The sequence below is a fragment of the Streptomyces sp. NPDC043738 genome (assembly GCF_056436545.1).
On the sequence record NZ_JBWKCJ010000029.1, the window covers coordinates 57132 to 81342 of the forward strand.

Genomic DNA, 24211 nt, shown 5'->3' on the forward strand with positions numbered 1-24211 from the left:
CCGGACCGACCCGGCGGCGGATGGCTGCGGGGGGGAGGGAGGTCGCTATGGCGTCAGGGCGAAGGGGGAGTCGCCCCCGCCGCCTCGGCGAGGGCGTGGAAGACGGCGGCGGTCGAGGTGGCACCGGGGTCCTGGTGGCCGATGCTGCGCAGCCCCAGGTACGCCGCCCGGCCCCTTCTGGCCTGCAGCGGAACGGTGGCCCGCATACCGGCCTCGGCCGCCCGGGCCGCGGCCTGTGCGCAGAAGGGGAGGCCGGCGCCGGAGTCCGCCGCGTCGCGGAACGCGCCGACCGCGGGGGAGAACGCGTCGACCATGGTCTTGTCGCCGGGTACGGCGGCACCCAGCCGTTGCATCGTGGCGAGGGCCGCGGCGAGTCCCGCCGCGAACCGACCCGTCCCGACCTCCGGCGAGGCGCCGAGGGCCTCGCCGAGGGCCCGCAACGCCCCGCCGTAGAGCGGACCGGAGGCGCCCCCGACCACCGAGACCAGTGAGTTGCCCGCGGTCACCAGCAGCGCGCCGACCGGGGCCGCGGGCGGCGGGGCCCCGCCGAGTGCGGCGCGCACCGCGGCGAAGCCACGGGCCATGTTGGTCCCGTGGTCCCCGTCCCCGATGGCCGCATCGAGCCGGGTGAGGTGCTCCTGTTGCCGGTCCATGGCCGCGGTGGTGCGGTGCATCCAGTTCAGAACGAACGGGACGTCCACCGGACTTCCGGCGTGTGCGCCGTCAGGGCGCGGTAGGTTGTCGAACTTTTTGGCAGGGTCCTGCATGGCAGGCGCTCCTTCTATCCCCCGTGCCGCAGCGTTGCGCAGCGAGCCGGATAGCCGACGCATTTCCGAAAGCTGTTCGGCATTGCCGAATGCCCTAGAAGCAAAACGCAGCGACCCCGGCCCCGTCAAGGGATTCCGGCGCAGTGGTCGTACGGGTAGCGGATCCGGGTGTGAACCACCCCTCCGGGGCGGCGAGTCGATGAACCGCCGATGAGAACCCCGAGGGGTCGCGGAAGGGGCGTCAGTCGCAGGCGCGCAGGCCCGCGTTGCGCGGCGCGCCGAGGTCCCGCGACAGGCTGCGGGCGACTTGGCGGACCGCGATCGCGCACTCCTGGCGCGCCGTGTCGGTCAGCAGGTGTTCGACGGGGCCGACCAGTCCGAGGGCCCCCACGACATCGCCGGTGCGGTCGAACACGGGCGCCGCGATGCCGGCGTCGCCCAGGGTCAACTCCTGGTCGTCCACCGCGAATCCGCTCTCCCGCACCCGGTCCAGCTGGGCCGCCAGCCGCTCCGGGTCGTCGATGCTGGAGCCGGTGACCCGGAGCAGCTCGCCCGCCAGCAGCCCCGCGCGCCGCTCGGCGGGCAGGAACGCCGCGACGGCCTTGCCCAGGGCGCAGGCGTTCCAGGGCAGGGTGGCTCCGGTCTCCAGCGTCTGCACCGACCCCCCGGGCCGGAAGGCGTGGTGGACGACCAGTATCTGACTGCCCGTCAAAAGACCTACCCACACGGCCGAACCGACCTGGGTGGCGAGCAGATCGGCCCAGGTCACCGCGCGGGTGCGCAGCTCATGCGAGTCCAGGTAGGCGTTGCCCAGCGTCACCAGGCCCGGGCCCAGCTGGTACTTGCCCGTCTCGCGGTCCTGGACGACCATCCCCTCCGCCTCCAGGGTGCGCAGCAGGGCGTGGACGGTCGGCTTCGCCACCCCGACGCGGTCGGCCAGTTCCGTCACGCCCAAGCGCGGTGTCGCCGTGGCGAGTTCCCGGAGAACGCGGATCGCCCTGTGCACCGCCTGGACCATGAACACTCCCTTTTCGATTCGGTATTGCTGAACGGCGTTCCGAACCGTAGGGTCCTCGTTCATGACACCGCTGGTTGGCATCGTACGTGCGTCGCCCCCGCTGCGGAGATCGCCCCGGGTATGCGGCCCTGGTCGAGCGGCCGGTCGGTTCCGCCACGGCCAAAGGCACGAGGAGGCCCGACACCGTCGCCGAAGCCACCGACGAGACCCGGCACCGCGGCAGGGCCCGGCCGCGCCCTCGCCCGAGCCGTCCGACCGCGCTCACCTGAGCCGTTCGGTGACCAACAGCACACATACTGATCAGTAGCGTCACCGCCCGGCGGGCCTAAAGTGAGGCCGGATGGCGCCGCCGGACACCCGGCGGTGGCCCCGCACCCCTCGATCCGACCAGGGAGACTGCATGCGCTCTCCGAAGGACTTCTTCCGCCCGCTGGCCGTCGGCGCGCCGACACCCGTGCGTGAAGTACCTTTCCGGCCGTCCCGGATGATCCACTTCTTCGATCCGGGCAACGAGAAGATGGCGGCCAAGGTGCCGGCCATCGCCCCCACCGTGGACGTACTGCTCGGCAATCTTGAGGACGCCGTCGCAGCCGACCGCAAGGAGGCGGCCCGGTCGGGCCTGGTGGAGATCGCCAAGAAAACGGACTTCGGCGAGACGCAGCTGTGGACCCGGATCAACAGCCTGGACTCGCCGTGGGCGCTGGATGACCTGCTGACGCTGGTCACCGAGATCGGTGACCAGCTGGACGTGATCATGGTGCCGAAGGTGGAGGGCGCCGAGGACATCCACTACGTCGACCGGCTGCTCGCGCAGTTGGAGGCGAAGGCGCAGATCCAGCGGCCGATCCTGGTGCACGCCATCCTGGAGACCGCCACCGGCGTCGCCAACGTGGAGGAGATCGCCGGAGCCAGCCCCCGGATGCAGGGCATCTCGCTCGGCCCCGCCGACCTGGCCGCCAGCCGTCGGATGAAGACCACCCGCGTCGGCGGCGGACACCCCGGATACCTCGTCCGGGAGGACCCGCACGGCCAGGACGACGCCGCGCCGCGGGCCACCTTCCAGCAGGACCTGTGGCACTACACCCTCGCGCGCATGGTCGACGCCTGCGCGGCGCACGGCATCCTCCCGTACTACGGGCCGTTCGGCGACATCAAGGACACCACCGCCTGCGAGGACCAGTTCCGCAACGCCTTCCTGCTCGGCTGCGTCGGCGCCTGGAGCCTGCACCCGGTGCAGATCGCGATCGCCAAGAAGGTCTTCTCGCCCGCGCCCGCCGATGTCGCCTGGGCCCGCAGGGTCATCGAGGCGATGGGCGACGGCACCGGCGCGGTGATGATCGACGGCAAGATGCAGGACGACGCCACGTACAAGCAGTGCCAGGTGGTCGCCCAGCTGGCGGACACCCTCGCCGCCCGCGACCCCGAGCTGCGCGACGCCTACGCGGCGGCCGACACCCGGCAGAACAAGGAGTAAGTTCCCATGTCCGACGCGACCCTGCGGCCGCGCCGCTCCGTGCTCTACATGCCGGGCGCCAACGAACGCGCCCTGGAGAAGGCCAAGTCCATCCCCGCGGACGCCCTCATCCTCGACCTGGAGGACGCCGTCGCCCCCGACGCCAAGGCCGATGCCCGCAAGCGGGTCGCCGCCGCGGCGGCCTCGGGCGAGTACGGCTACCGCGAGGTGACGATCCGGGTCAACGCACCGGGCACCGCCTGGCACGCCGACGACCTGCGGGCCGCCGCCGAAGCCGGCCCGGACGCGGTGGTGGTGCCCAAGGTGGACTCCGCCGACACCGTGCGGGAGGTCGAGCGCGCGCTCGAAGCGGCCGGCGCCCCGGACCACACCGCCATCTGGGCGATGGTCGAAACGCCCCGTGCGATGCTCGACGCCCGTGCGGTGGCCCTCGCCAGCGAGCGGCTCACCGTACTGGTGATGGGCACCAACGACCTGGCCAAGGAGCTCCACGCCGAACACGTCCCCGGCCGCGCCCCGCTGCTGACCGGACTGTCGCTGGCGCTGCTGGGTGCCCGCGACGCCGGCAAGGTGATCGTCGACGGCGTCTACAACGACGTGAAGGACGCCGCGGGCTTTGAGGCCGAATGCGTTCAGGGACGGCAGTTCGGCTTCGACGGCAAGACGCTCATCCACCCCTCGCAGGTCGAGCCGTGCAACCGGGTGTTCGCCCCGTCCGCCGACCAGATCGACCGCGCACGGAAGATCATCGACGCGTTCGACGAAGCCACCCGTGAGGGACGCGGAGTCGCCACCGTCGACGGGCGGCTGATCGAGAATCTGCACGTCGAGGACGCCCGCCGGATCCTCGCGCTGGCCGCGGCGGTCGCCGGGCGATGAGTTCCGGGACCTGACGGGGCCTTCCGGGCACGAGACGCGGCGGCTGCCTTGGTGCGTGAAACGCGCACCCGGGCAGCCGTCGCTCTTCGTCGTGTGACCGGCCCCTCGGCTCAGTACCCCGACGGCCGCACCAGCCCCGTCTCGTAGGCGAAGACGGTCGCCTGCGTCCGGTCGCGCAGTCCCAGCTTGACCAGGATCCGGCCCACATGACTCTTCACCGTCTGCTCCGCCACCACCAGCCGCTCGGCTATCTCGCCGTTGGACAGTCCCTGCGCGATCAACGACAGCACCTCGGTCTCCCGCTCCGTCAGGTCGCCGACGCGGTCCTTGAGCGGGGTGCGGGGGGTCCTGGTGACCCGGGAGAACTCGGCGATCAGCCGCTTGGTGACGTTCGGGGCGAGGAGTGCTTCACCGGCGGCCACCACCCGTACCGCGTGCGCGAGTTCGGCGGCCGAGGCGTCCTTCAGCAGGAAGCCGGAGGCGCCCGCGCGCAGCGCCTCGTACACGTACTCGTCGAGGTCGAAGGTCGTCAGGACCAGCACCTTGACGGTGGCGCCGTCCGGTTCGGTGAGCCGGCGGGTCGCCTCGATACCGCCGAGCCGGGGCATTCGGACGTCCATCAGGACGACGTCCGGGGCGAGTTCGGCGACCTTGGCGACGGCGTCCAGGCCGTCGACGGCCTGGCCGACCACCTCGATGCCGGGCTCGGCGTTGAGCAGCACCGTAAAGCCCTGACGGACCATCACCTGGTCGTCGGCGATCAGCACGCGGATGGTCGTCATCGGGTGTCCTCAACGGGGGAATCAGGGGAACCAGGGGCGGCGGAGGGGCGGTGGGCGTTGTCGGGCAGCAGCGCGGTCACCTCGTAGCCGCCGTCCGGGGTGCGACCCGCGGCCAGTTCACCGCCGAGCATGGCGGTGCGTTCGCGCATCCCGAGCAGGCCGTGCCCGGATCCGGGGGAAGGTGGGGCGGGGCCGTCCGCCGCGGCATTGGAGATCCGGAGCGCGAGCCCGTCGGCGTGGTATCCGATCGTCACCCGCACCGCCGCCCCCGGCGCGTGCCGCATCGCATTGCTCAGGGCCTCCTGCACGATGCGGAACGCCGACAGCTCGACGCCCGGAGCCAGCGGGCGCGACTCTCCGGTGGTCTCGACGGTGACTGCGACCCCGGCGGAGCGCACCTTGCCGATCAGCTCGTCCAGCCGGTCGAGGGTGGGCTGCGGGGCGTGCCGCACCTCCTGCGACGGCGCCTCCTCCGAGCGCAGCACGCCCAGTACGCGCCGCAGTTCGGTCAGCGCCTCGACGGCGTTCTCCCGTATGCCCGCGAGGTTCTCCTTCAGCGCGTCCGAGGGGTTGTCGACCAGATGCGGAGCGACCTGTGCCTGGATGGAGATCACCGACATGTGGTGGGCGACCACGTCGTGCAGCTCGCGGGCGATCCGGCCACGCTCCTCCAGCAGGGTGCGGCGGGCCCGTTCCTCGGCGGTGAGCTCCTCCTGTACGACGAGCCGGTTACGGGCCACCCGGCTGATGCGCAGCGAGGCGCCGACCACCACCGCGGTCGCGAAGCTCACCGCGCCGCGGGTCAGGTCGTCGTTGTGCCCGCCCGGTGCCGGGGCGGGGGCGACGGGGGAGGCGAAGGCCATGTTGACCATCCCCGCCAGGAGCGTGACCACCAGCGCCTCGACCGCGACGCGGGGGCGGACCCGCAGCGCGAGGAGGAGCAGCACGAGGGTGTGCAGTGCGACCCCCGCGACACTCCAGGGCCACAGACTGTCGTGGTCGACGACGGGCTCCGCGACCTGTGCGGTCAGGAAGAGCGCGAGCGTCGACAGCCACCAGGCGAGGACCGGGCGGCTCAACGCGAGGACGGCCGCCGCCGTCTGGAGCACGAGGAGCAGCAGCACCCGCGTCGGGAACGTCTCGTCCCGGTGTGCCTCCCCGCCGAGCAACTCCTGGTAGTCATTTGCATTGAGCAGGAACATCAGCACCGCGAACAGCACCACATGGGCGTGCGGCAGCCGTCCGAGCCAGCGCATGCGCGGCAACGGATCCCGCGCCACGGTCCACAGATCCCCGCGCAGCGTGCGCAACGCCGTCCCCGCGGCGGCCCGCAGCCGCCGTCCCCCGCCGTCCCCGGCCCCCTCGTTCACAAGATCCACCCTAGCCCCGCCCCGTTGCCACCGGAACGGAGCGCTGCTCGCGCACCACCCGGCTGCCGCCACGGCTCGCCCGCCGCCCCTGCTCGTACGTACGGAACGCGGCCCAGCACACCACCAGCGCCACCGCGAACACCGGCAGCCAGCCCAGCCGGGCGAGCACCCAGCCGGCGCCGTCGGGCACGGTGTGCAGACCGGGCAACGGCCGGCCGGCCAGCAGGCCCACCGCCGTCACCGCCATCATCGCGGTCTGATGCCACAGGAACACCGTCATCGCCGACAGGTTCAGCAGCGCCACCGCGGCCCACACCGCGGGACGCCGCAGCGCCCGGCGCAGCCGATCACGCACCAGCAGCGCCGCCCCGCACTGCGCGAGACCGAAGCAGACGGCCGCGAGGGTGGGCGGGTTGAGATTGGAGATCCCGGCGCCCGGCACCCCGACCATGGCGGCCGGATAGCCGCCCCACAGCACGAGCCCGGCGGCGGTGGCGGCGCCCCCGACCAGCAGCGCCCATCCGGTCCGGCGTTCCCGCAGCTCGCCCCGCGCCCAGAACGCCCCCAGGCAGTACGGGACCAGCCACCCGGCCACCACATTGATCCAGCCCGGCCAGGCGGGCCCGCCCAGACCGAACCGGACCAGGTCGACGTGCAGCACGACGGCCAGAGCCCACAGCGGGTGCAGCCTGGTCACCAGCGGCGTCGCCGCCGTCAGCGCGGCGAAGACCAGCAGGAACCACATCGGCGACAGCACCAGCTTGGCCAGCGTCCGCACCGTCTCCACACCGGCCCCGGATGCCAGCATCACCACCGCCGCAGCGCTCCAGACCACCAGCACCGCGGCAACCGGCCGGAACAGCCGCGCCATCCGGGCGCCGAGCCACCGCCGGTAGGACCCGCCCCGGCCCCGGGCGGCGGCGTAACCGCGCGCCGCCGCCTGCCCGCCCACCAGGAAGAAGACCGCCAGGGTCTGCAGCACCCAGGAAGCCGGGGCCAGTTGCGGCAGATACTGCAGCGGGCTGGCCCCGTGCACGGTGCCGCTGTCGACGACGAGGGCGGTCACCAGCCAGTGCCCGAGCACCACACCGAGGATGGCCAGCGCGCGGAGTGCGTCGATGGTGCGGTCGCGGCCGACCGGGGTCGCGGAGTCGATCCGCTGGACGAGATCACGCAGCACGGTGGCGCTTCTCGGCCGGCAGGCGTCCGGAGACGATCCGCGCGAGATTCTCCAGCGACACCGATCCCGGGCGGAGATAGTCGCTGTGGCCGCCGGAACCGGCCGGGAAGATCCGGGCGCCGAAGGCCGGGGAGAGCGGGTCCTCGCCCAGCCCGAGCGTGCCGAACGGCAGCGGGATCTGCCCGTGCGGCACGTCGGCGATCCAGTCGTCGGCGCCGCGCCCGGCCCAGACCGTCGCCCGGGTGCGCAGCGCGGCGACACCGTCGGAGCCGGCACCGGGACTGCCGTACAGCACGATGTCCGCCACGGCGAGGCCCGGCGCGGCCCGCCCGCAGACGACCGAGCCGTAGGAGTGACACAGGACGGAGACCCGCGCGGTCGGCCGTGCCCTGTTCAACTCGCCGACGAATCGCACGAGTTGCGGTGCGGCATCCGCCGCGAGGGCGGGGGTCAGCACCTCGGTGCTCAGCGTGCCCGGCGTTTCGTAGCCCAGCCAGGCGATGACGGCGGTGCGGGAGTCCAGTTCGTGGTGGAGCGCCCGCGCACCGGCCCGGAAGCGCTCGTAGGTGTCGAGGCTGGTGTCGGACCCCGGCACCAGTACGGCGATCCGCTCGGCCCGCGCCAGGTCGCCGAGGACCTCGGTGGTGCGGCCCCCGCCGCGGCCGTCGAACGACAGGAACTGCCGCGCCGGAGCCGCCATGGCGCGCAGCGCGGCGGCCCGCCTCCGGTCGCCGTGGCCGGCGGCCATCCGCTCCGCCGCGCGGATGCCGTCGCGGTTGACGGCGTACCGCGCGGCGAGCGCGCCCGGCGTGGTGGAGCGCAGCGGGCCGGGGTCGGCCGGAGCGGGCGCCGGGACGGCCGCGGGGCGCGCCGCACCCGAGACGGGCACGGCCACCGAGGCGGCGACAAGAGTGGCGAGCAGGGTGCGCAGCAGACGCTGGCCGCGCGGGCGGGACGCCATGAGCGGTGATCCTTCCGTACCGGAAGCCGGTGGTGCTTCCGGTACCGAAGCTATGGATCACACCGCTTGGTCCACGTCCCGCCAGGGAGCGTACTTACGGCCTGGCTCTCAGGTATGGGGGGTAGGGGTCCGCCCTCCGGCCCGCCGTCATGCCCGGGGCAGGAGAAGTTCGGTGTTGCGATCCACGGCCGTGCCCGCCATCACCTCGTGGACCGCGCCGGGCGCCGGCATGCGGTCGGCGAGACCGGGCGCGTTGTAGGACAGCTCCCGGTAGAGGGACGCCAGCCCGACGGCGGACAGGTCGTCGAAGTCCGTGCGGTACGGCGCGGCCGATTCGATGAGCGTGGTGAACAGCGACAGCGTTCCGTCGTGGTTGTCGACCAGTTCGAGGAGCCGTGCGTGCTGGGGGTAGTCGATGTGGGAGGCGGTGTTGACCTCCCAGAAGGAGCGGGCGGGGGTGGCATGGGCGTGCGGGGTGATGCGATTGACATGGCTGTGCCCGTTGATCCAGGCCACCACGTTCGGAAAGCGGCTGAGCAGCGCGATGACCTCCGCGCCGTCGTGCCGGGTCTCGTCGGTGCGGGCCGCGTCGGGGCGCCGCGTCATGCTCGGACTGTGGTGGTGGCTGAAGACGAGGATGTACGCGTCGTCGCCGCCGGGGTTGCGCACCACCCGGCCGTCCGCGTCGTAGTGGCGCGCGCTGTGTGCGGCCAACGTCCGCTCCAGCCAGCGCAGTTGCTCGGTTCCCAGTGATCCTTCGTAGTGGCCGCTGCGGTAGGTGGTGTCGATGCTGATGCCCACCACTTCGTCCGCGATGGGGAAGGAGTAGTACATCCGGTCGCCGTCCAGGTGGTTCTCGGTGTAGCCGTGCCCGACCGGCCCCGCACCCGCGAAGGCCGGGTCCAGATGCGCGCGCAGGTACTCGTGCGGCGTGGCCGGGCGCCGGCGGTCGTCGGCCGTCACCGTCCGCGCCCTGGCGGAGTTGCGACGCAGGATGTCCTTGAGCACGGTGCTCTTGGGATCGTCGCCGGTCTCCAGCACCTTGGCGAAGGCGGCCACGTCCGCGTCCGGCACGGAGAAGAGCTTGCGCGCCCCGGTGATGTACTCGACGAGCTGAGGGTCCTGCGGAGCCAGGCAACCGCCCGGGAGGTCGTCGTGGTTGCCGGGCGTCGAGTACCAGGGGATGCGCAGGCCGGGGCTGGTGACCGGGCGGATCGCGGCGTCGAGGAAGCCGGGTATCCGCGGCATGCCACGCCGCTTGTCCTGGTCGCGCAGGCCGTCGTCGGGATGCCAGTACAGCGGGAGGCCGGAGTTCTGGACCCCTTCGTACGCCGCCGGGTCGCCGGTGTTGGGAGTGATCCGGCCCCCGCTCATCACGGTGAGGAACCACTCCAGCTCCACCATCGAGTGGTTGTCGATGTTGTCGCCGGTGGACATCACGAAGGCCGGCGGCCGGCCGGTGTGGGGGCCGCCGCCCAACGCGTTCACCTGCTCCACCAGCGACACCGCGCCCGCCACGGACAGCGCCTCCTGCCCCCGCCACGATCCCGGGGACCCGGCGCGCAGGAATTCGGTCCGCAACGGGCTCTGGACGTCGGCCACATGCAGATCGGTGAACTGGACGAAGCACGCCAGGGCGGTGCGCCGGTCCCGGCGAGCGGCCCTGGCGGTGGCGAGTTCGCCCCGTACGACCAGGGGCCATCCGGGGCCGGGGGCGATGCGCCGGTAGCCACCACGGCCGGCGAGCCGGGCGGTCGTCTCCAAGGTGGTGGTCCCATACGGTGCGCCTCGCCCGGAGAGCGGGCGTGCCGCCGACGGGCCGGTGCCGCCGCGCTGTGCCGGCACGGCGCCCGCGTCCGTGCCGCTGCGACTGATGTGGGGGAGTGCGAAGGCGGCGCCGGTCGCGGCGACCGCGGCACCGGAGGTGAAGAGGAATCGACGACGGTCGGTGGTGGTGTCAATGCCGGCCATGGGGCCCTCCTGCGGTGGCGGGCGGACCCGGCCACAGCGGTGTCACCAAGATTCGGAATCTCTCATTCCGAACTCTGCGGGAGGCTCGTGGCCGGCAGTTGAACGGGCCCGGAACGCGGAACACCGATCGCCGGTCGGTCTGGTCCGCTTAGGGGCTTGAGGAACATCCCTGGGGGACTTCGGCGTCGTTGCGCGCGGTTGTCTCACCGAGCGGGGAGGTGCCGGCGGCCCGGACGCGGGACGTCCTGCGCTTCCCGGCACCGCGGTACGTGGCCGCGATGGAGGCGCAGGCGACCGCGGCGATACCGACCCACTGGGGCCAGGCGAGGTACTGGCCGAGGATGAGCAGGCCGAACAGCGCGCCCGCGGCCGGCTCCAGGCTGGTCAGCACGCCGAAGACGCGTGGCGGGATACGGCGCATGGCCTCCAGGTTGAGCGAGTACGGGAGCACGCTGGAGGCCACCGCCACGACGGCCGCCACCCCCAGGACGTGTGGGTCCAGCAGCGCGCTGCCGGCGTGGGCGATGCCGTAGGGGGCGCTGAGCAGGGCCGCCCAGGCGATGGCCACGGCCAGGCCCTGGCCGCCGCTGAGGCGGGTGGCCATGCGCGCGGAGACGAGGATGTATCCGGCCCAGCAGCAGGCCGCCGTGGCGGCCAGGGCGAGGCCGACCGCGGGCAGGGAGGCGGAGCCCGTGCCGCTCAGCAGGAACACGCCGGCCGCGGCCAGGCAGGCGGGGAGCAGGTCGACCGCGCGGCGGGAGCCGGCCAGGGCGATGGTGAAGGGGCCGAGGAATTCGATCGTGGCGACGATCCCCAGGGGGAGGTGGTCAACGGCTTCGAAGAAGGCGATGTGGTGTCCCGCGAGGAGGGTCCCGGCGGTGAGCACGGTCTTCCAGGCCCCCTTGGTCGAGCTCAGCGCCCGGCGCTTCGGGCGCCATAGGACGCAGAGGATCACGCCGGCGATCAGCAGCCGCAGGAACACCACGCCCGCGGCCCCTGCCTGCGGATATGCGCGCGGGGCGAGGGCCGCACCGAACTGGAGCCCGCACACGCCGGCCAGGACGAGACAGGGCGCGGGCACCTTGCCTGCGACGGCGGACAGTCCTTGGGCGGCGCTGTGTTGCTGCATTCCTCGGTCCGTGGTTTCGGGGCCCCGGGCAGATGGCGGGGCCGGTGGTCGTGCGGAGGGCCGACCGGGTCCGACCGCCTGTCGGGCGGTCGTGTCCCGGGGCGTGGGCGATCTGCCGGCGACGCGCGGCAGCGGCTCGCCGGCAGAGGTGCGTCCGCCCATGAGCCGGTGGGCGCCGCCTGCGTCGGGGAGGGGGAACCGGCGGTGGCGGGCAGGGGCACTGGAACTCGACGGCGCGCATCCTCGGACCACCCTTCCACCAATGTTCAACCGGAAGCGAACATCGGCAATGTAAGATGGAAGTCGAACATTCCGCAAACGGGTGTGATGACCGCGCAGGAGGAAGAGGGATGTCGGAGCACACCGAAGCCGGAGGGCACCGACCGGCGCCCGTGCACACACACCCCGCCGACGTCCCCCTGCTCACCGCCCTGTCCGCACTCGCAGACCCGGTGCGCATTCAGCTGATCCGCGAGCTGGCGGGCCACTCCGACTGGACGCTCAGCTGCAGCAACTTCGACGTACCCGTCGGCAGGGCCGCAAAGAGCCACCACTTCGGCGTCCTTCGCGACGCCGGCCTCGTCGAACAACGCGACCAGGGCACCAAACGCCTCAACCGGCTGCGCCGCGAGGAGTTCGACGCCCGCTTCCCCGGCCTCCTCGCCCTGGCCCTCCGCCCGGAGGACTGAACGGCAGCGGGCTCGTCGGCGTCGGCTCGAGGACATCGCCAGCGGCAAGGCCAACGAGCGACTTCGGCGGTGAATGGGAGCGCGTTTCCGAACGGCCGCAGGGCCGCGATCCCACGAACGGGAGGTCGAAGACCGTGGCGGACGAGCAGGAGCTGGCCGAGATCCAGCAGCGGCACTGGCAGGACGTCTACGCCGCCCATCCCGGCATGTACGGGGAGCAACCCTCGGCGCCGGCCGTCCACGCCGCCGATGTCTTCCGTACGGCCGGGGCCACGGATGTGCTGGAGCTCGGCGCCGGGCACGGCCGCGATGCCCTGTACTTCGCTCGCGAGGGGTTCACCGTCCAGGCCACCGACTTCAGCCCCACCGGGCTGGAGCAACTGCGCGACGCGGCCCAGGCGCAGGGCGTGGCCGGGCAGATCACCGCCGTGGTGCACGACGTGCGCGACCGGCTGCCGCTGCCGGACGCCTCCGTGGACGCGGCCTTCGCGCACATGCTGCTGTGCATGGCCCTGTCCACGAAGGAGATCCAGGCGGTGGTCGGCGAGATCCGCCGCGTCCTGCGGCCCGGCGGCATCCTCGTCTACACCGTCCGGCACACCGGCGACGCCCATTACGGAGCCGGCACCGCGCACGGCGACGACATCTACGAGCACGGCGGCTTCGCCGTCCACTTCTTCGACCGTGGCCTGGTCGACGCCCTCGCTCACGGCTGGACCCTGGACGAGGTCCACGCCTTTGATGAGGGCGAGCTGCCCCGTCGTCTGTGGCGCGTCACCCAGACCCTGCCCCGATGACCGTGACACCAGGCCACCGGGGAGGGGGCAGCGGCACGGAAGCTGTGGCGGCCCGGGCAGTCGCCTGTTCAGCAACCGTTGATCCCCGGCGGGCAAGATCGGTCCGCAGTGCACACACCGACCATTTAGGGGGAAACCTGTGGGCGTCGTGACGTTCTACACGCTCGAATGCGTCGAGCAGGAGGACTGGAACGGGGCGGACGACATCTACCTCACCATCAACGGTGGGCGTTCGGTCTACTCGACCAGCATCGAGAAGGGCGAGAAGCGCCACATCAACAAGTCCTTCCACTTCGCGGGCGATGTCGCGGAGGTCCGCATGTACGAGAGCGACGACGCCGACGCCGACGATCTGCTCGGCGAGCAGGTTCCGCTTCTCGGCTACGGCGAGATGAAGTTCCGAGAGGACGGTGCCCACTACACGCTCTCCTACAAGCTGTCCTGACGGGAGGCGTCAGCGGGCCGGCCCCACATGCCGGCCCGCCTGCGATTGCCCTCTTGGCGGCGATGCGGGCCCCGCGCGCCCGCCGGGGATTCCGCTCAGGCGGGCGGGTAGCCGCGGGAGTGCACGACTTCTTGGGTGAGCCGCGTGAAGGCGCGGGCGGCGGCGCTCCGGTAGGCGTTCTCACGGCGCAGGAGGCCGACGGTGCGGGCCGGCAGGGCGGGGGAGAGGCGGAGCGGGGAGAGGCGCGGGTGGTCATGGGTGACGGCGTCGGGCAGGACCGTGGCCAGGGAGGTGCGCTGGACGATCTCGGTCAGCGCCTGGATGGAGTTCGACTCGACGGCGATGCGCGGCCGCACACCATGGGCGGCGAAGTAGGCGTCGATATGGCCACGGGTGGCGAAGTCGCCACTGAGCAGGGCCAGTTGATACTCGCCGAGGTCACCCGCCGACAGCGGCTGCGCCCGGTCGTCGGCGGGCGGGCGGCCGCCGACGACCAGACCCAGGGTCTCGGTGAACAGCGGGGTCGCGGTGATGCCGGGCGGGTGGGTGCCGTGGAAGGCGATCCCGAGGTCGAGTTCGTCGGCCAGCAGCCCGGAGGTGATGCGGTCCTGCGTCATCTCCTTGACGTCCAGGGTGATCCCGGGGTGGTGGGTGTGGAGTTCGGCGACCAGGGGCCCGATGAGGTAGGCGGTGAAGGTCGGCGTGGCCGCCAGCCGCAGGTGCCCACGGGACAGGTCGGCCACGTCCAGCACGGCGCGCTCGGCGGCCGCCAGGTCCCGTAGGGCCCGCCGGGCGTGGTGGACGTAGATCTCGCCGGCGTCGGTGAGCCGCACGGTGCGCCCCGTGCGGTCCAGCAGCTGCACGCCCACCGTGCGCTCCAGCTGCTTGACCTGCTGGGACAGGGTGGGCTGGGAGATGTGCAGGTCCTCGGCCGCGCGAGTGAAGCTGCCGTGCTCGGCGACGGCGAGCAGATAGCGCAGATGACGCAGTTCCAGGGCTGCCATACGACTACTATAGGACAGCCATAGATGGCATCAATGGAAGTCATGGATATTTCGTCTTGGACGCTATAGGTCCAGTTCGTGCAGGGTGAATGGGGTCAGCCCGCAGCGGGCCGACAGCCACCGAAGGGATTCATCCGTGCAGGACCTCACCGAGGGCGTCGCGCGATTCCAGCGGGACGTCCACCCGGCCAAGGCGGAACTGTTCGCGCACCTGGCGACCACCCACCGGCCGACGACGCTGTTCATCGGCTGCTCCGACGCCCGCGTGGTGCCGGAGCTGATCACCCAGAGCGAGCCGGGTGAGCTGTTCGTCATCCGTACCGCCGGCAACCTCGTCCCCGCCCACACACCCGGCCCGGACGGCGTCGCGGCCGGCATCGAGTACGCCGTCGCAATCCTGGGCGTACGCGAGATCGTGGTGTGCGGGCACTCCGCCTGCGGCGCGATGACCGCCCTCGCCGAGCGCCACGACCTGACCGCGACACCGGCGGTCGCCGACTGGCTGCGCCACGCGGACGCGGCCCGCGCCCGCGCCTCGGCCTCGGCCGCCGAAGCGGAGGTCAGCACCCTCGTGCGCGAGAACGTGCGGGCCCAACTGGCGAACCTCGCCACCCACCCGTCGGTCGCCCGCGCCCTGGCGCGCCACGCGCTCACCCTCAGCGGCTGGGTCTACGACATTCCCACCGGCACCGTCGAAGAAGTCGGCGCCGCCGGCCGCACGCCCGTCCCCGCGGGCTGAGCCGGCCCACCGGTCCTCACACCCGCCGTTCCGCCGAATCACGGGCGAACGGCACCTCCGCAACCCTGAACCGAAAGGACACCTCTGTCATGAAGCACGCTCAGATCGACCCCGCCGCCCGCCAGGCCCTGGCCGCCGAAGCCGTCGAGGCCAAGCTGCGCAAGGACCTGTCCTGGCAGCAGATCGCCGACGCCGCCGGTCTGTCCGTCGCCTTCGTCACCGCCGCCGTCCTCGGCCAGCACGCCCTGCCGGAGCCCGCCGCCCGTGCGGTGGCCGAACTCCTGGGCCTGGACGGCGACGCGGCGCTGCTGCTGCAGACCATCCCGACCCGCGGTTCCCTCCCCGGCGGCATCCCCACCGACCCGACCATCTACCGCTTCCACGAGATGCTCCAGGTCTACGGCACCACCCTCAAGGCGCTGGTCCACGAGCAGTTCGGTGACGGCATCATCAGCGCGATCAACTTCACGCTGGACGTCAAGAAGGTCGCCGATCCCGAAGGCGGCGAGCGCGCGGTGATCACGCTGGACGGCAAGTACCTGCCGACCAAGCCCTTCTGAGTCCCGCTGGAGCAGCAGTTCCAGCTGCTCCCAAGGCGCGCCGAGCGCCACCTCGGACGGTCCGCTGCCGCACGGGCCGCACAATAGAGAAATACCCCGGACCGAATTGACGGCCGGGGTATTTCTCTGCGTATATTGAGGGCTTCTGTGTCCTGACCCAACTGAAGCTCAGTTGAAGGCACATTCCCAATGTTCATTCCGAACCATATCCGAGCGGAGTTCAATTGTCAAACGAGGAATTGCGGCGCGAGCAGGAATTCACCGATCTGCTCCATGAGCGACTCGCCGAAATGCGGGACGGCGCCGCGGCGGCGGTGCGGGCAACCCTGCCGCGGGAGGGGAACAACGCCCAGGCGCGGCTGGAGCGCGATGTCATGGTGGCCGAGCAGGCCGGACTGCTGGCCGCCTTCGAAGCCGGGGAGAACGGCCTGTGCTTCGGCCGGTTGGCGTTTCGCGACGGCAGCGACCACCACATCGGCCGAATCGGAATCCGGCGCGACGACGCCGACCGCACCCCGCTCGTCATCGACTGGCGGGCCGAGGTCGCCCGCCCGTTCTACCTCGCCACCGGTCACACCCCGATGGGGCTGCGCCGCAGACGGCACATCACGACCGAGGGCCGGCGGGTCACCGGCCTCCACGACGAGATCCTGGACCTGACCGACACCGAACGCACCGGGCACGAGGGCACCGACGCGGACGCCGTGCTGCTGGCCGCGCTGGACGCGGCGCGCACCGGTCGGATGCACGACATCGTGCAGACCATCCAGGCCGAGCAGGACCGCATCATCCGCGCCCCGCACCACGGCGTGCTCGTCGTGGAGGGCGGCCCCGGCACCGGCAAGACCGTCGTCGCGCTGCACCGCGCGGCATATCTGCTCTACGCGCACCGAGAGCTGCTCGCCCGCCGCGCCGTGCTGATCGTCGGGCCCAACCCGGCGTTCCTCAGCTACATCGAGGAGGTGCTGCCCGCGCTCGGCGAGACCGGGGTGCTGCTCGCCACCATCGGAGAGCTCTTCCCCGGCATCCGCGCGACCGGAACCGACACCGCCAGGGCCGCCGAGGTCAAGGGCGGCGCGACGATGGCCGACGCGCTGGCACGCTTCGTACGCGACCGGCAGTCCCTGCCCGACCCCGCGATCGTGATCGAGCACGACGACGGCGAACTGCGACTGGACGCGGACATCGCGTACGAGGCACGGCGCCGGGCACGGGAGACCGGGCTGCCGCACAACCTCGCCCGCCCCCACTTCGCCTTCCGCGTCATCGACGCGCTCACCGCCCAGTTGGTCGACCGGATCGGCGCGGACCCCTACGGCGGCCCGAACCTGCTCGGCCCCGACGACGTCGCCCAGCTAGGCAAGGCCGTCGCCGTCAACCCCGAAGTACACCGCGCCATCGAGGAGTTGTGGCCCTCCCTCACGCCGCGGCAGCTGGTCGGCGACTTCCTCGCCGACCCCGTCCACCTCCCCGACGCGGACGCCCGAGCGATCCGCCGTGCGGTCGGCGACGACGACTGGACCCCTGCCGACGTTCCCCTGCTGGACGAGGCCGCCGAACTCCTCGGCGAGGACGACTCGGCGGCCCGTGCCGCGGCCGAGGCCGAGCGGCAGGAGCGGATCGCCTACGCGCAGGGCGTCCTCGAACTCTCCTACGGCTCGCGCACCCAGGAGTTCGAGGACCGCGACGACGAGGACTCGGAGGTGCTGGCCGCGCACGACCTGATCGACGCCGAACGCCTCGCCGACCGGCAGGAGGAGACCGACCACCGCAGCGCCGCCGAACGTGCCGCCGCCGATCGCACCTGGGCCTTCGGCCACATCATCGTGGACGAGGCGCAGGAACTGTCCGCGATGGCGTGGCGGCTGCTGATGCGCCGCTGCCCGACCCGCTCGATGACCCTGGTCGGCGACCCGGCGCAGACCGCGGAGCCGGGCGGCTGCGGCACCTGGGAGGCGATCCTCGAGCCGTACGTCGGCGAGCGCCGGCAGCACGTCAGACTCGGCGTCAACTACCGTACGCCGACCGAGATCATGGAGCTCGCCGCGCGGGTTCCCCGGGCCGTCGACCCGGACTTCGCACCGCCGCGCTCGATCCGCTCCACGGGCAGACCGCCGTGGGCGCACCGCACCGACGACCTGGCCGGCGCGGTGGCCGAGGCCGTCCGGCGCGAGACCCGCGACGCGTCCGGCCGCCTCGCGGTGATCGCCCCGCGCCCGCACCATGCGGCGCTGCGCACCGCCCTCCCGGCCGCCTCCGCCGGCCCCTCGCCGGACCTGACCGGCCCGGTGGTGCTGCTCGACCCCCGGCAGGCCAAGGGCCTGGAGTTCGACACGGTGATCGTGGCGGCACCGGAGGAGTTCGGGACGAGCGACCTGTACGTCGCGCTCACCCGGGCGACGCAACGGCTGGGTGTGATCCATACCCGGGCGCTGCCGGCGGGACTGGAAACCCTGCTGCCGGAGGAGACCGCAACCGCGCCGCGTTGAGGGCCGGTTGACGGCCGGAGTGGGCGCAGGTGCGGAGGAGGAGCAGAGGCGGGGGGCGACGGGGGCGTGACGGAGCCGGGCATGGCGGGCGCAGGCCGCCCGCGCGCCCGGTAATGCCCCGGCGAAGCCCTTCCCCAGGGCATGGACGACACCGTCCCTGGCAAGGCATCACCCGCCCACCGCACCCAAGTCCCCCGTGGGCGGGCCGCCCGGCCGCTCCGCGCCGGCCCTTCGCGCAGAGGGGCAGATTGGAGGTTCGGCATGCCCGGAAAGCACCGGAAGCACCGGCGCCGTCCCGAGCGCCGCACCGCGAGGGCCGCGATCGCCACCGCTGTGGGCGTGGTCCTGGGCGCCGTGGGACTCGATGTGGCGACGGCCGTCGAGGCCCCGCCGCCGCGGCCCGCGGACGCCGCCCGCCCCACTCCGGCGCCTGCCGCGTGGCCCACGTCCGCTGCCGCCCCGGCAGACCGCGATCCGGCAGAGCAGGACCCGTCCGAGTACGTGCGCGAGGTCGTACGGCTGGTGAACGCCGAGCGCACCGGGCACGGGTGCCCGCCCGTCCGGTGGAACGCCGTGCTGCAGCGGGCCGCGCAGCGCCACTCGGACGACATGGCCACCCGTCACTTCTTCGACCACACCAACCCCGACGGCACCGACGCGGGGGAGCGGATCACCCGGGCCGGCTATGCATGGTCCTCGTACGGCGAGAACATCTCCGTCGGCCGGGCGACGCCCTCCGCCGTCATGAGCGCCTGGATGGACAGCCCCGGCCATCGCCGCAACATCCTGCAGTGCGACCTGGCGGACATCGGCGTCGGCATCCGCTTCGGCACCGGCGGACCGTGGTGGACACAGGACTTCGCCAGCCCCCGTTGACGGCGACCCCTGGGGCCTGACGCTCGGACCGGCCTTACGGGAGAGGGCCTCCACGGCCCAAGTTGAGGGCCGTGGCGAGGTCCACGGTCGGGTCGAGTGAGACGACGACGCGGGCCTGGAGGAGTGGTCCGCCGTGGGTGAAGCGGCTGGTGCCGAGGGCCGCGTTGAGGTGGGCGGCGGCGCCCGCCGCGGTCGCGAGGGCGACGTCCAGGCGCAGGACCGCGGTCCGGGTGTCGAGGGACGAGCGGATGCCGGGCCGGGCGAAGGTACCCAGGGTGAGCGTGGTGCCGTCGTGCACGCCGTCGGTGACGCGGGCCCGGAAGGTGCCCTGGGAGAGGTCGGCTTCGAAGCCGGTGACCTTGACGGTCTTGTCGGTTGCGCCGTTGACCAGTGCCATACCGGAGTCGGCGAAGTGCAGCTCGCCGCCGACCGTGCCGCCGCTGTTGGTGACCGCGCCGTCCTTGACGCGCAGCCGCATAGCGCCGTCGGAGTGGCCGAAATCGTGCGGCTCGACCTCGCCGCCGGGGCCGACCCCGGTGATCGCCACACCGTCGGCTGCGAGCGCGGCGAGCAGGGCGGTGGGCATGCGCACGACGGCCGAGCCGCTCTGGACGGGGACCTCGGTGTGGCCGGCGGGCCGGGCGGGAGCGGCCGGCGCGTCCGGGGGCGGGCCGGCGGAGGAGGGGCGTGCCGGAGCGGGAGCGGCGATCGCGAGCGCCAGAAGGACGGCCGTCGCGAGGCGGCGAGGGTGCATGGGGACCCCTTTCGTGAGCGGGAGGTCACTCCAGGTTCCCCTCCGTATTCATGATGAAGTCTCCCGACGCCTTCCGCCGGGCACGGGCACGGGAACGGCTGACGGTGTTCTGGAGAGGGCATGTGGCGGGCGGGCGGGCGGACGCGGCGGGGTGCGGGACGGCGGCCCGGTGATGTGGCGAAGCGCGCGAACCGGCAACGTTTCTTCTCTTATTTTGTGCAAAATCAAGGGTATGTTGCTAGCAGAACGCGTTACCGTGCTGTCCCTGTCCCCCCGTCCCTGTCCCCGTCCCACCCCAGCCCCAGGGAGCCGTGAGCCCGCCATGACCGTCACCCCCACGATTCCCGCCACCATGCGTGCCGCCGTACTGCACGGACCCGAGCGCCTCGGCATCGAAGAACGCCCCGTTCCCGCCCCCGGTCCGGGTGAGGTGCTGATCCGCGTCGAGGCGGTCGGCACCTGCGGCTCGGACGTGCACTACTACCGGCACGGACGCATCGGCGACTTCGTCGTGCGGGAGCCGCTCGTCCTGGGGCACGAAGCGGCCGGGACGGTGGTCGCCGGCGGCCCGGGAGTCGACGCCCGCCGGATCGGCCGGCGTGTCTCCATCGAGCCCGGCACCCCTTGCGGAAGCTGCGGCGAATGCCGTCCGGGCCGCTACAACCTCTGCCCCGACATGCGCTTCCTCGCCACACCGCCGGTCGACGGCGCCTTTTGCGAATACCTCGCCGTGCGGCAGGACTTCGCCCACGAGGTCCCCGACTCCCTGACCGTCGAGGAGGCCGCGCTGCTGGAGCCGCTCTCGGTGGCGGTCTGGGCCTGCCGCAAGGGCCGCGTCGGCCCCGGCGACCGCGTCCTGATCACCGGTGCGGGGCCCATCGGACTGATCGCCGCCCAGACGGCACGGGCCTTCGGCGCACGGGACGTGCTCGTCACCGACGTCCTGCCGCACCGCCTCGAACTCGCCCGGGCCGCCGGCGCCACCACCCTCGACGTCTCCCGCACACCGCTGCGCGCGGCGGAGTACGCACCCACCGTCCTGCTGGAGTGCTCCGGCGTCCCCGCGGTGAGCGGTGCGGCGATCCGCACCGTGGCCCGGGCCGGACGCGTCGTCCTCGTCGGCATGGGCGGGGACGAGGTCCCGCTGCCCCTGAACCGGGTGCAGAACTACGAACTGGAACTGACCGGCACCTTCCGCTACGCACACACCTGGCCCACCGCGACGGCGCTGGTGGAGTCGGGGGCGGTCCGGCTCGACTCCCTGGTCTCGCACGGTTACGGTCTTGCCCAGGCTGAGAGCGCACTGACCGTCGCCACCCACGACGAGACCGCCGTCAAGGCCGTCATCTATCCGCAGCGGTAGGCCGCGCCGCCGCTGCCCGACCGGAAAGGCGGCCCCGATGGCTTCCGCACGGTCGTCGCTGGCCGAGGTCGACCGGCGACGGCAGGACGTACTGGCCCACGTCGTCGACCACGGAGAGGTGCGCATCGACGCTCTGGCCCGGCACTTCGGGGTCAGTCTCGCGACCATGCACCGCGATCTGGACCAGCTGGCCGAACGCCGGCTGCTGCGCAAGGAACGCGGCCGGGCCGCGCCGTTCCCGTCCCTCACCATGGAGACCGCGACGCGCTTCCGCATCGCCGCGAACCGTCCCTTGAAGGAGGCGCTCTGCGCCGCCGTCGCCGACGAGATCCGCCCGGGCAGCACCGTCGTCCTGGACGACTCCACCACGGTCTTCCCGCTCGCGGCCCGGATCGCCCGCACCGAAGCGGTCGCCGTGGTCACCAACTCCCTCGGTGTGGCCCGGCTGTTCGACGAGACGCCGGGTGCCGACGTCACCCTCCTCGGCGGCCGCTACCGCGGGGAGTTCGGCTCCTGCGTCGGCCCCGACGTGCTGCGCTCCCTCGGCCGTCTCCGCGCCGACCTCGCGGTGATGTCGGCCGTGTCCGTCCTCGGCGGCCGGCTCTTCCACCCCGTACGCGAATACGCGGAGATCAAGGAAGCGATGCTGGACTGCGCACAGCGCTCGCTGCTCCTGGTGGACCACACCAAGTTCGGCAAGACCGCCACGCACGCCTACGGCGACATCAGCCGCTACGACCGGGTCGTCACCGATCACGCCACGCCGCCCGGCGAGCTGACCGAACTGCGCCGCCTGGGCGTGCCCGTGGACGTGGTCGACGCCTGACGCCCACGGCAGGTGCTTCGGATCGACGAGCACCGTCGGTGTGGTGCGCACCCGGCCGGACCCCGCCGTACCCCGCCGGCGAGTGCCCGGATATCGGGCAGCGCCTGCCATTTTCCGACAATCAACGCCCTGCGCAGGAACTTCCGTTGACGCCGGGCCCGTCCTGATGTGACAGTACGGCCGCCTGGGTCATGGACATGCCGTCCTCGACATGTCGTCCTCCTGCCGTGCAAGGCCCCCACTCGTCGGAAACCGGCCGGACGACGACACCACGCTGCCCCGACCCGGCGTCCCACCAGATCCCCGTCGGCAGAACGCGCTACCCCCTCAAGGAGCCATGGTGTTACGAAGACTCTCGGTGGCCGGCATATCCCTCGCCGCCACCCTCGCAGCAGCCGTCCTCGCCGCGGCCCCCACGGCCGCAGCCACCCCGCAGGCCCTCCGGCCCGCCACCGCCGGCGCCCCGGCCCTGGCCGCCCCCGACATCGATGTGGCCAAGGTCCAGGCGCACCTCACCGAGCTGAACAACATCGCGACCCGCAACGGCGGCAACCGCAAATCCAGCGGACAGGGCTACCGGGACTCCGTCGCCTACGTCAAGGGCAAGCTCCAAGCGGCCGGCTACACCGTCACCGAGCAGCCCTGCACCTCCGGCTGCGCCAGCGGGGCCGGCCCCAACCTGATCGCCGAATGGCCCAAGGGCGACACCGGCACGGTGTACATGTTCGGCTCGCACCTCGACAGCGTCGGCGCCGGACCGGGCATCAACGACAACGGCTCCGGTTCCAGTGCCCTGCTGGAGACGGCACTCACCCTGGCGGAGCAGAACCCCGCCATGGCCGCCCGCGTCCGCTTCGGCTGGTGGACGGACGAGGAGCAGGGCCTCAACGGCTCCGACTTCTACGTCAACTCCCTCTCCAGCACCGAGCGTTCGAAGATCAAGGCGTACTACAACTTCGACATGGTCGCCTCGACCAACGGCGGCTACTTCATCAACCACGTCACCTCCGCCGCCGCCGCGCCGATGAAGGCGTACTGGGACTCCCTCGGCCTCCAGCCGGAGGAGAACACCGAGGGCGCCGGCCGCTCCGACGACTACTCCTTCGAGCAGGCCGGCATCCCGACCTCCGGATACGCGATGGGCGCCGGCGCGAGGAAGACCTCCGCCCAGGCCGCCAAGTGGGGCGGCACCGCCAACCGCTCCTACGACCCCTGCTACCACCAGTCCTGTGACACCACCGGCAACATCAACGGCACCGGACTGAACCGCAGCGCGGACGGCATCGCCTACACCCTGTGGAAGCTCGCCGTCTCCGACACCACCCCGTCGAACGACTTCTCCCTGGCCGCCGCCCCGTCCTCCGGCACCGTCGACCCGGGATCGTCGGTCACCAGCACGATCTCGACGGCGACCACCAGGGGCTCCGCCCAGACGGTGCAGCTGTCGGCGTCGGGCGCCCCGGCGGGCGTGACCGTCTCCTTCAGCCCCGCCTCGGTGACGTCCGGCGACAGCTCCGCCATGACCGTCGCCGCATCGGCGAGCGCGGCCCCCGGCACCTACTCCCTCACGGTCACCGGCACCGGATCCGTCACGCACTCCACGACCTTCGCCCTGACGGTCAAGGGGACCGGCAGCTGCACCAGTCAGCAGCTGCTCGGCAACGGGGGATTCGAGAACGGCACCACCCCCTGGACGGGCGACACCGGCGCGATCGGCGCCCACTCGGGCCAGCCCGCCCACAGCGGCAGCAGGTCCGCCTGGCTCGGCGGCTACGGCTACTCCGCCGCCGACACCCTCAGCCAGCCGGTGACCGTGCCCGCCGGATGCAGCCGAGCGACGCTGACCTACTGGCTGCACATCGACACCGACGAGACCGGGAACACCGCCTACGACACGTTCAAGGTCAAGGTGGGCGGCACCACCCTGACGACCCTGTCCAACACCGACGCGTCCAACGGCTACACCCAGCGCACCCTGGACCTGAGCCGCTACGTCGGACAGCAGATCACCCTGACCTTCACCGCCACCGAGGACGCCAGCCTCCAGACCAGCTTCGTCCTCGACGACGCGGCCCTGCAGACCGGCTGACCTCCCACTGCCCGGAGGGGGGGGGGGGGGGGGGGGGGGGGGGGCCGGC

Annotated in this window: 22 protein-coding genes; 12 read left to right on the forward strand and 10 right to left on the reverse strand. The window is 72.3% G+C overall.

Annotated elements, in window-relative coordinates; all coding sequences use genetic code 11:
- Nucleotides 1-53: 53 nt before the first annotated feature.
- Complete coding sequence (gene dhaL, locus AC0680_RS30200; RefSeq protein ID WP_478634958.1) at nt 54-767, reverse strand: dihydroxyacetone kinase subunit DhaL; 714 nt, start codon at nt 765-767, stop codon at nt 54-56.
- Nucleotides 768-1008: 241 nt separating this feature from the next.
- On the reverse strand, nt 1009-1785 hold the full coding sequence (locus AC0680_RS30205; protein ID WP_478634960.1) for an IclR family transcriptional regulator: 777 nt from the start codon (nt 1783-1785) through the stop codon (nt 1009-1011).
- 400 nt (nt 1786-2185) lie between these two features.
- On the opposite strand from AC0680_RS30205, the gene AC0680_RS30210 reads away from it, so the two are divergent.
- Together AC0680_RS30210 and AC0680_RS30215 are read left to right on the forward strand one after the other, a co-directional pair.
- Nucleotides 2186-3259, forward strand: coding sequence for an HpcH/HpaI aldolase/citrate lyase family protein (locus AC0680_RS30210; RefSeq protein WP_478634962.1), 1074 nt, complete (start codon nt 2186-2188; stop codon nt 3257-3259).
- Between the two features lie 6 nt (nt 3260-3265).
- Nucleotides 3266-4138 carry an HpcH/HpaI aldolase/citrate lyase family protein gene (locus AC0680_RS30215; protein WP_478634965.1) on the forward strand — a complete coding sequence of 291 codons (873 nt, stop codon included), beginning with the start codon at nt 3266-3268 and terminating at the stop codon, nt 4136-4138.
- A 110-nt stretch (nt 4139-4248) separates the two neighbouring features.
- Here AC0680_RS30215 and AC0680_RS30220 read toward each other — a convergent pair whose 3' ends face one another.
- From AC0680_RS30220 to AC0680_RS30245, 6 genes are all read right to left on the reverse strand, one after another.
- Nucleotides 4249-4920, reverse strand: coding sequence for a response regulator (locus AC0680_RS30220; RefSeq protein ID WP_478634968.1), 672 nt, complete (start codon nt 4918-4920; stop codon nt 4249-4251).
- On the reverse strand, nt 4917-6290 hold the full coding sequence (locus tag AC0680_RS30225) for a sensor histidine kinase (protein WP_478634970.1): 1374 nt from the start codon (nt 6288-6290) through the stop codon (nt 4917-4919). The genes AC0680_RS30220 and AC0680_RS30225 overlap by 4 nt, the downstream gene beginning before the upstream one ends.
- Before the next feature lie 10 nt (nt 6291-6300).
- Nucleotides 6301-7467 carry an acyltransferase family protein gene (locus AC0680_RS30230; RefSeq protein WP_478635077.1) on the reverse strand — a complete coding sequence of 389 codons (1167 nt, stop codon included), beginning with the start codon at nt 7465-7467 and terminating at the stop codon, nt 6301-6303.
- The gene (locus AC0680_RS30235) at nt 7460-8431 is read right to left on the reverse strand and encodes an alpha/beta hydrolase (RefSeq protein ID WP_478634973.1); all 972 of its coding nucleotides are present in this window, start codon (nt 8429-8431) and stop codon (nt 7460-7462) included. Before AC0680_RS30235 ends, AC0680_RS30230 begins: the two co-directional genes overlap by 8 nt.
- 147 nt (nt 8432-8578) lie before the next feature.
- Entirely contained in the window at nt 8579-10402 is a 1824-nt protein-coding gene (locus AC0680_RS30240; RefSeq protein WP_478634974.1) for a TIGR03767 family metallophosphoesterase, read from the reverse strand.
- A 148-nt stretch (nt 10403-10550) separates the two neighbouring features.
- On the reverse strand, nt 10551-11531 hold the full coding sequence (locus AC0680_RS30245; protein ID WP_478634977.1) for an EamA family transporter: 981 nt from the start codon (nt 11529-11531) through the stop codon (nt 10551-10553).
- A 350-nt stretch (nt 11532-11881) separates the two neighbouring features.
- Here AC0680_RS30245 and AC0680_RS30250 point away from each other — a divergent pair, with 350 nt between their 5' ends.
- The 3 genes from AC0680_RS30250 to AC0680_RS30260 all read left to right on the forward strand — a co-directional run bounded on the left by AC0680_RS30250 (nt 11882) and on the right by AC0680_RS30260 (nt 13462).
- Nucleotides 11882-12220 carry an ArsR/SmtB family transcription factor gene (locus AC0680_RS30250; protein WP_478634979.1) on the forward strand — a complete coding sequence of 113 codons (339 nt, stop codon included), beginning with the start codon at nt 11882-11884 and terminating at the stop codon, nt 12218-12220.
- 134 nt (nt 12221-12354) lie between these two features.
- The gene (locus AC0680_RS30255; protein ID WP_478634982.1) at nt 12355-13017 is read left to right on the forward strand and encodes a class I SAM-dependent methyltransferase; all 663 of its coding nucleotides are present in this window, start codon (nt 12355-12357) and stop codon (nt 13015-13017) included.
- 148 nt (nt 13018-13165) lie between these two features.
- A complete protein-coding gene (locus tag AC0680_RS30260; RefSeq protein ID WP_478634985.1) occupies nt 13166-13462 on the forward strand; it encodes a hypothetical protein in 297 nt (98 codons plus the stop codon).
- Between the two features lie 95 nt (nt 13463-13557).
- On the opposite strand, the gene cynR is transcribed toward AC0680_RS30260, so the two are convergent.
- Nucleotides 13558-14466 carry a transcriptional regulator CynR gene (gene cynR / locus AC0680_RS30265; RefSeq protein WP_478634987.1) on the reverse strand — a complete coding sequence of 303 codons (909 nt, stop codon included), beginning with the start codon at nt 14464-14466 and terminating at the stop codon, nt 13558-13560.
- A gap of 136 nt (nt 14467-14602) precedes the next feature.
- Here cynR and AC0680_RS30270 point away from each other — a divergent pair, with 136 nt between their 5' ends.
- From AC0680_RS30270 to AC0680_RS30285, 4 genes are all read left to right on the forward strand, one after another.
- On the forward strand, nt 14603-15205 hold the full coding sequence (locus AC0680_RS30270; RefSeq protein WP_478634989.1) for a carbonic anhydrase: 603 nt from the start codon (nt 14603-14605) through the stop codon (nt 15203-15205).
- Nucleotides 15206-15294: 89 nt separating this feature from the next.
- Complete coding sequence (gene cynS, locus AC0680_RS30275) at nt 15295-15765, forward strand: cyanase (RefSeq protein WP_478634991.1); 471 nt, start codon at nt 15295-15297, stop codon at nt 15763-15765.
- Between the two features lie 239 nt (nt 15766-16004).
- Entirely contained in the window at nt 16005-18254 is a 2250-nt protein-coding gene (locus AC0680_RS30280; protein ID WP_478635079.1) for a HelD family protein, read from the forward strand.
- A gap of 261 nt (nt 18255-18515) precedes the next feature.
- Nucleotides 18516-19130: a CAP domain-containing protein gene (locus tag AC0680_RS30285; protein WP_478634993.1), complete on the forward strand. Its 615-nt coding sequence runs from the start codon at nt 18516-18518 to the stop codon at nt 19128-19130.
- A gap of 34 nt (nt 19131-19164) precedes the next feature.
- On the opposite strand, the gene AC0680_RS30290 is transcribed toward AC0680_RS30285, so the two are convergent.
- On the reverse strand, nt 19165-19884 hold the full coding sequence (locus tag AC0680_RS30290) for a hypothetical protein (RefSeq protein WP_478634995.1): 720 nt from the start codon (nt 19882-19884) through the stop codon (nt 19165-19167).
- A gap of 322 nt (nt 19885-20206) precedes the next feature.
- On the opposite strand from AC0680_RS30290, the gene AC0680_RS30295 reads away from it, so the two are divergent.
- The 3 genes from AC0680_RS30295 (at nt 20207) to AC0680_RS30305 (ending at nt 24162) form a co-directional block, all read left to right on the forward strand.
- A complete protein-coding gene (locus AC0680_RS30295) occupies nt 20207-21247 on the forward strand; it encodes an NAD(P)-dependent alcohol dehydrogenase (protein ID WP_478634998.1) in 1041 nt (346 codons plus the stop codon).
- Between the two features lie 37 nt (nt 21248-21284).
- Nucleotides 21285-22073: a DeoR/GlpR family DNA-binding transcription regulator gene (locus AC0680_RS30300; RefSeq protein ID WP_478634999.1), complete on the forward strand. Its 789-nt coding sequence runs from the start codon at nt 21285-21287 to the stop codon at nt 22071-22073.
- 337 nt (nt 22074-22410) lie between these two features.
- Nucleotides 22411-24162: a M28 family peptidase gene (locus tag AC0680_RS30305; protein WP_478635001.1), complete on the forward strand. Its 1752-nt coding sequence runs from the start codon at nt 22411-22413 to the stop codon at nt 24160-24162.
- Nucleotides 24163-24211 lie beyond the last annotated feature (49 nt).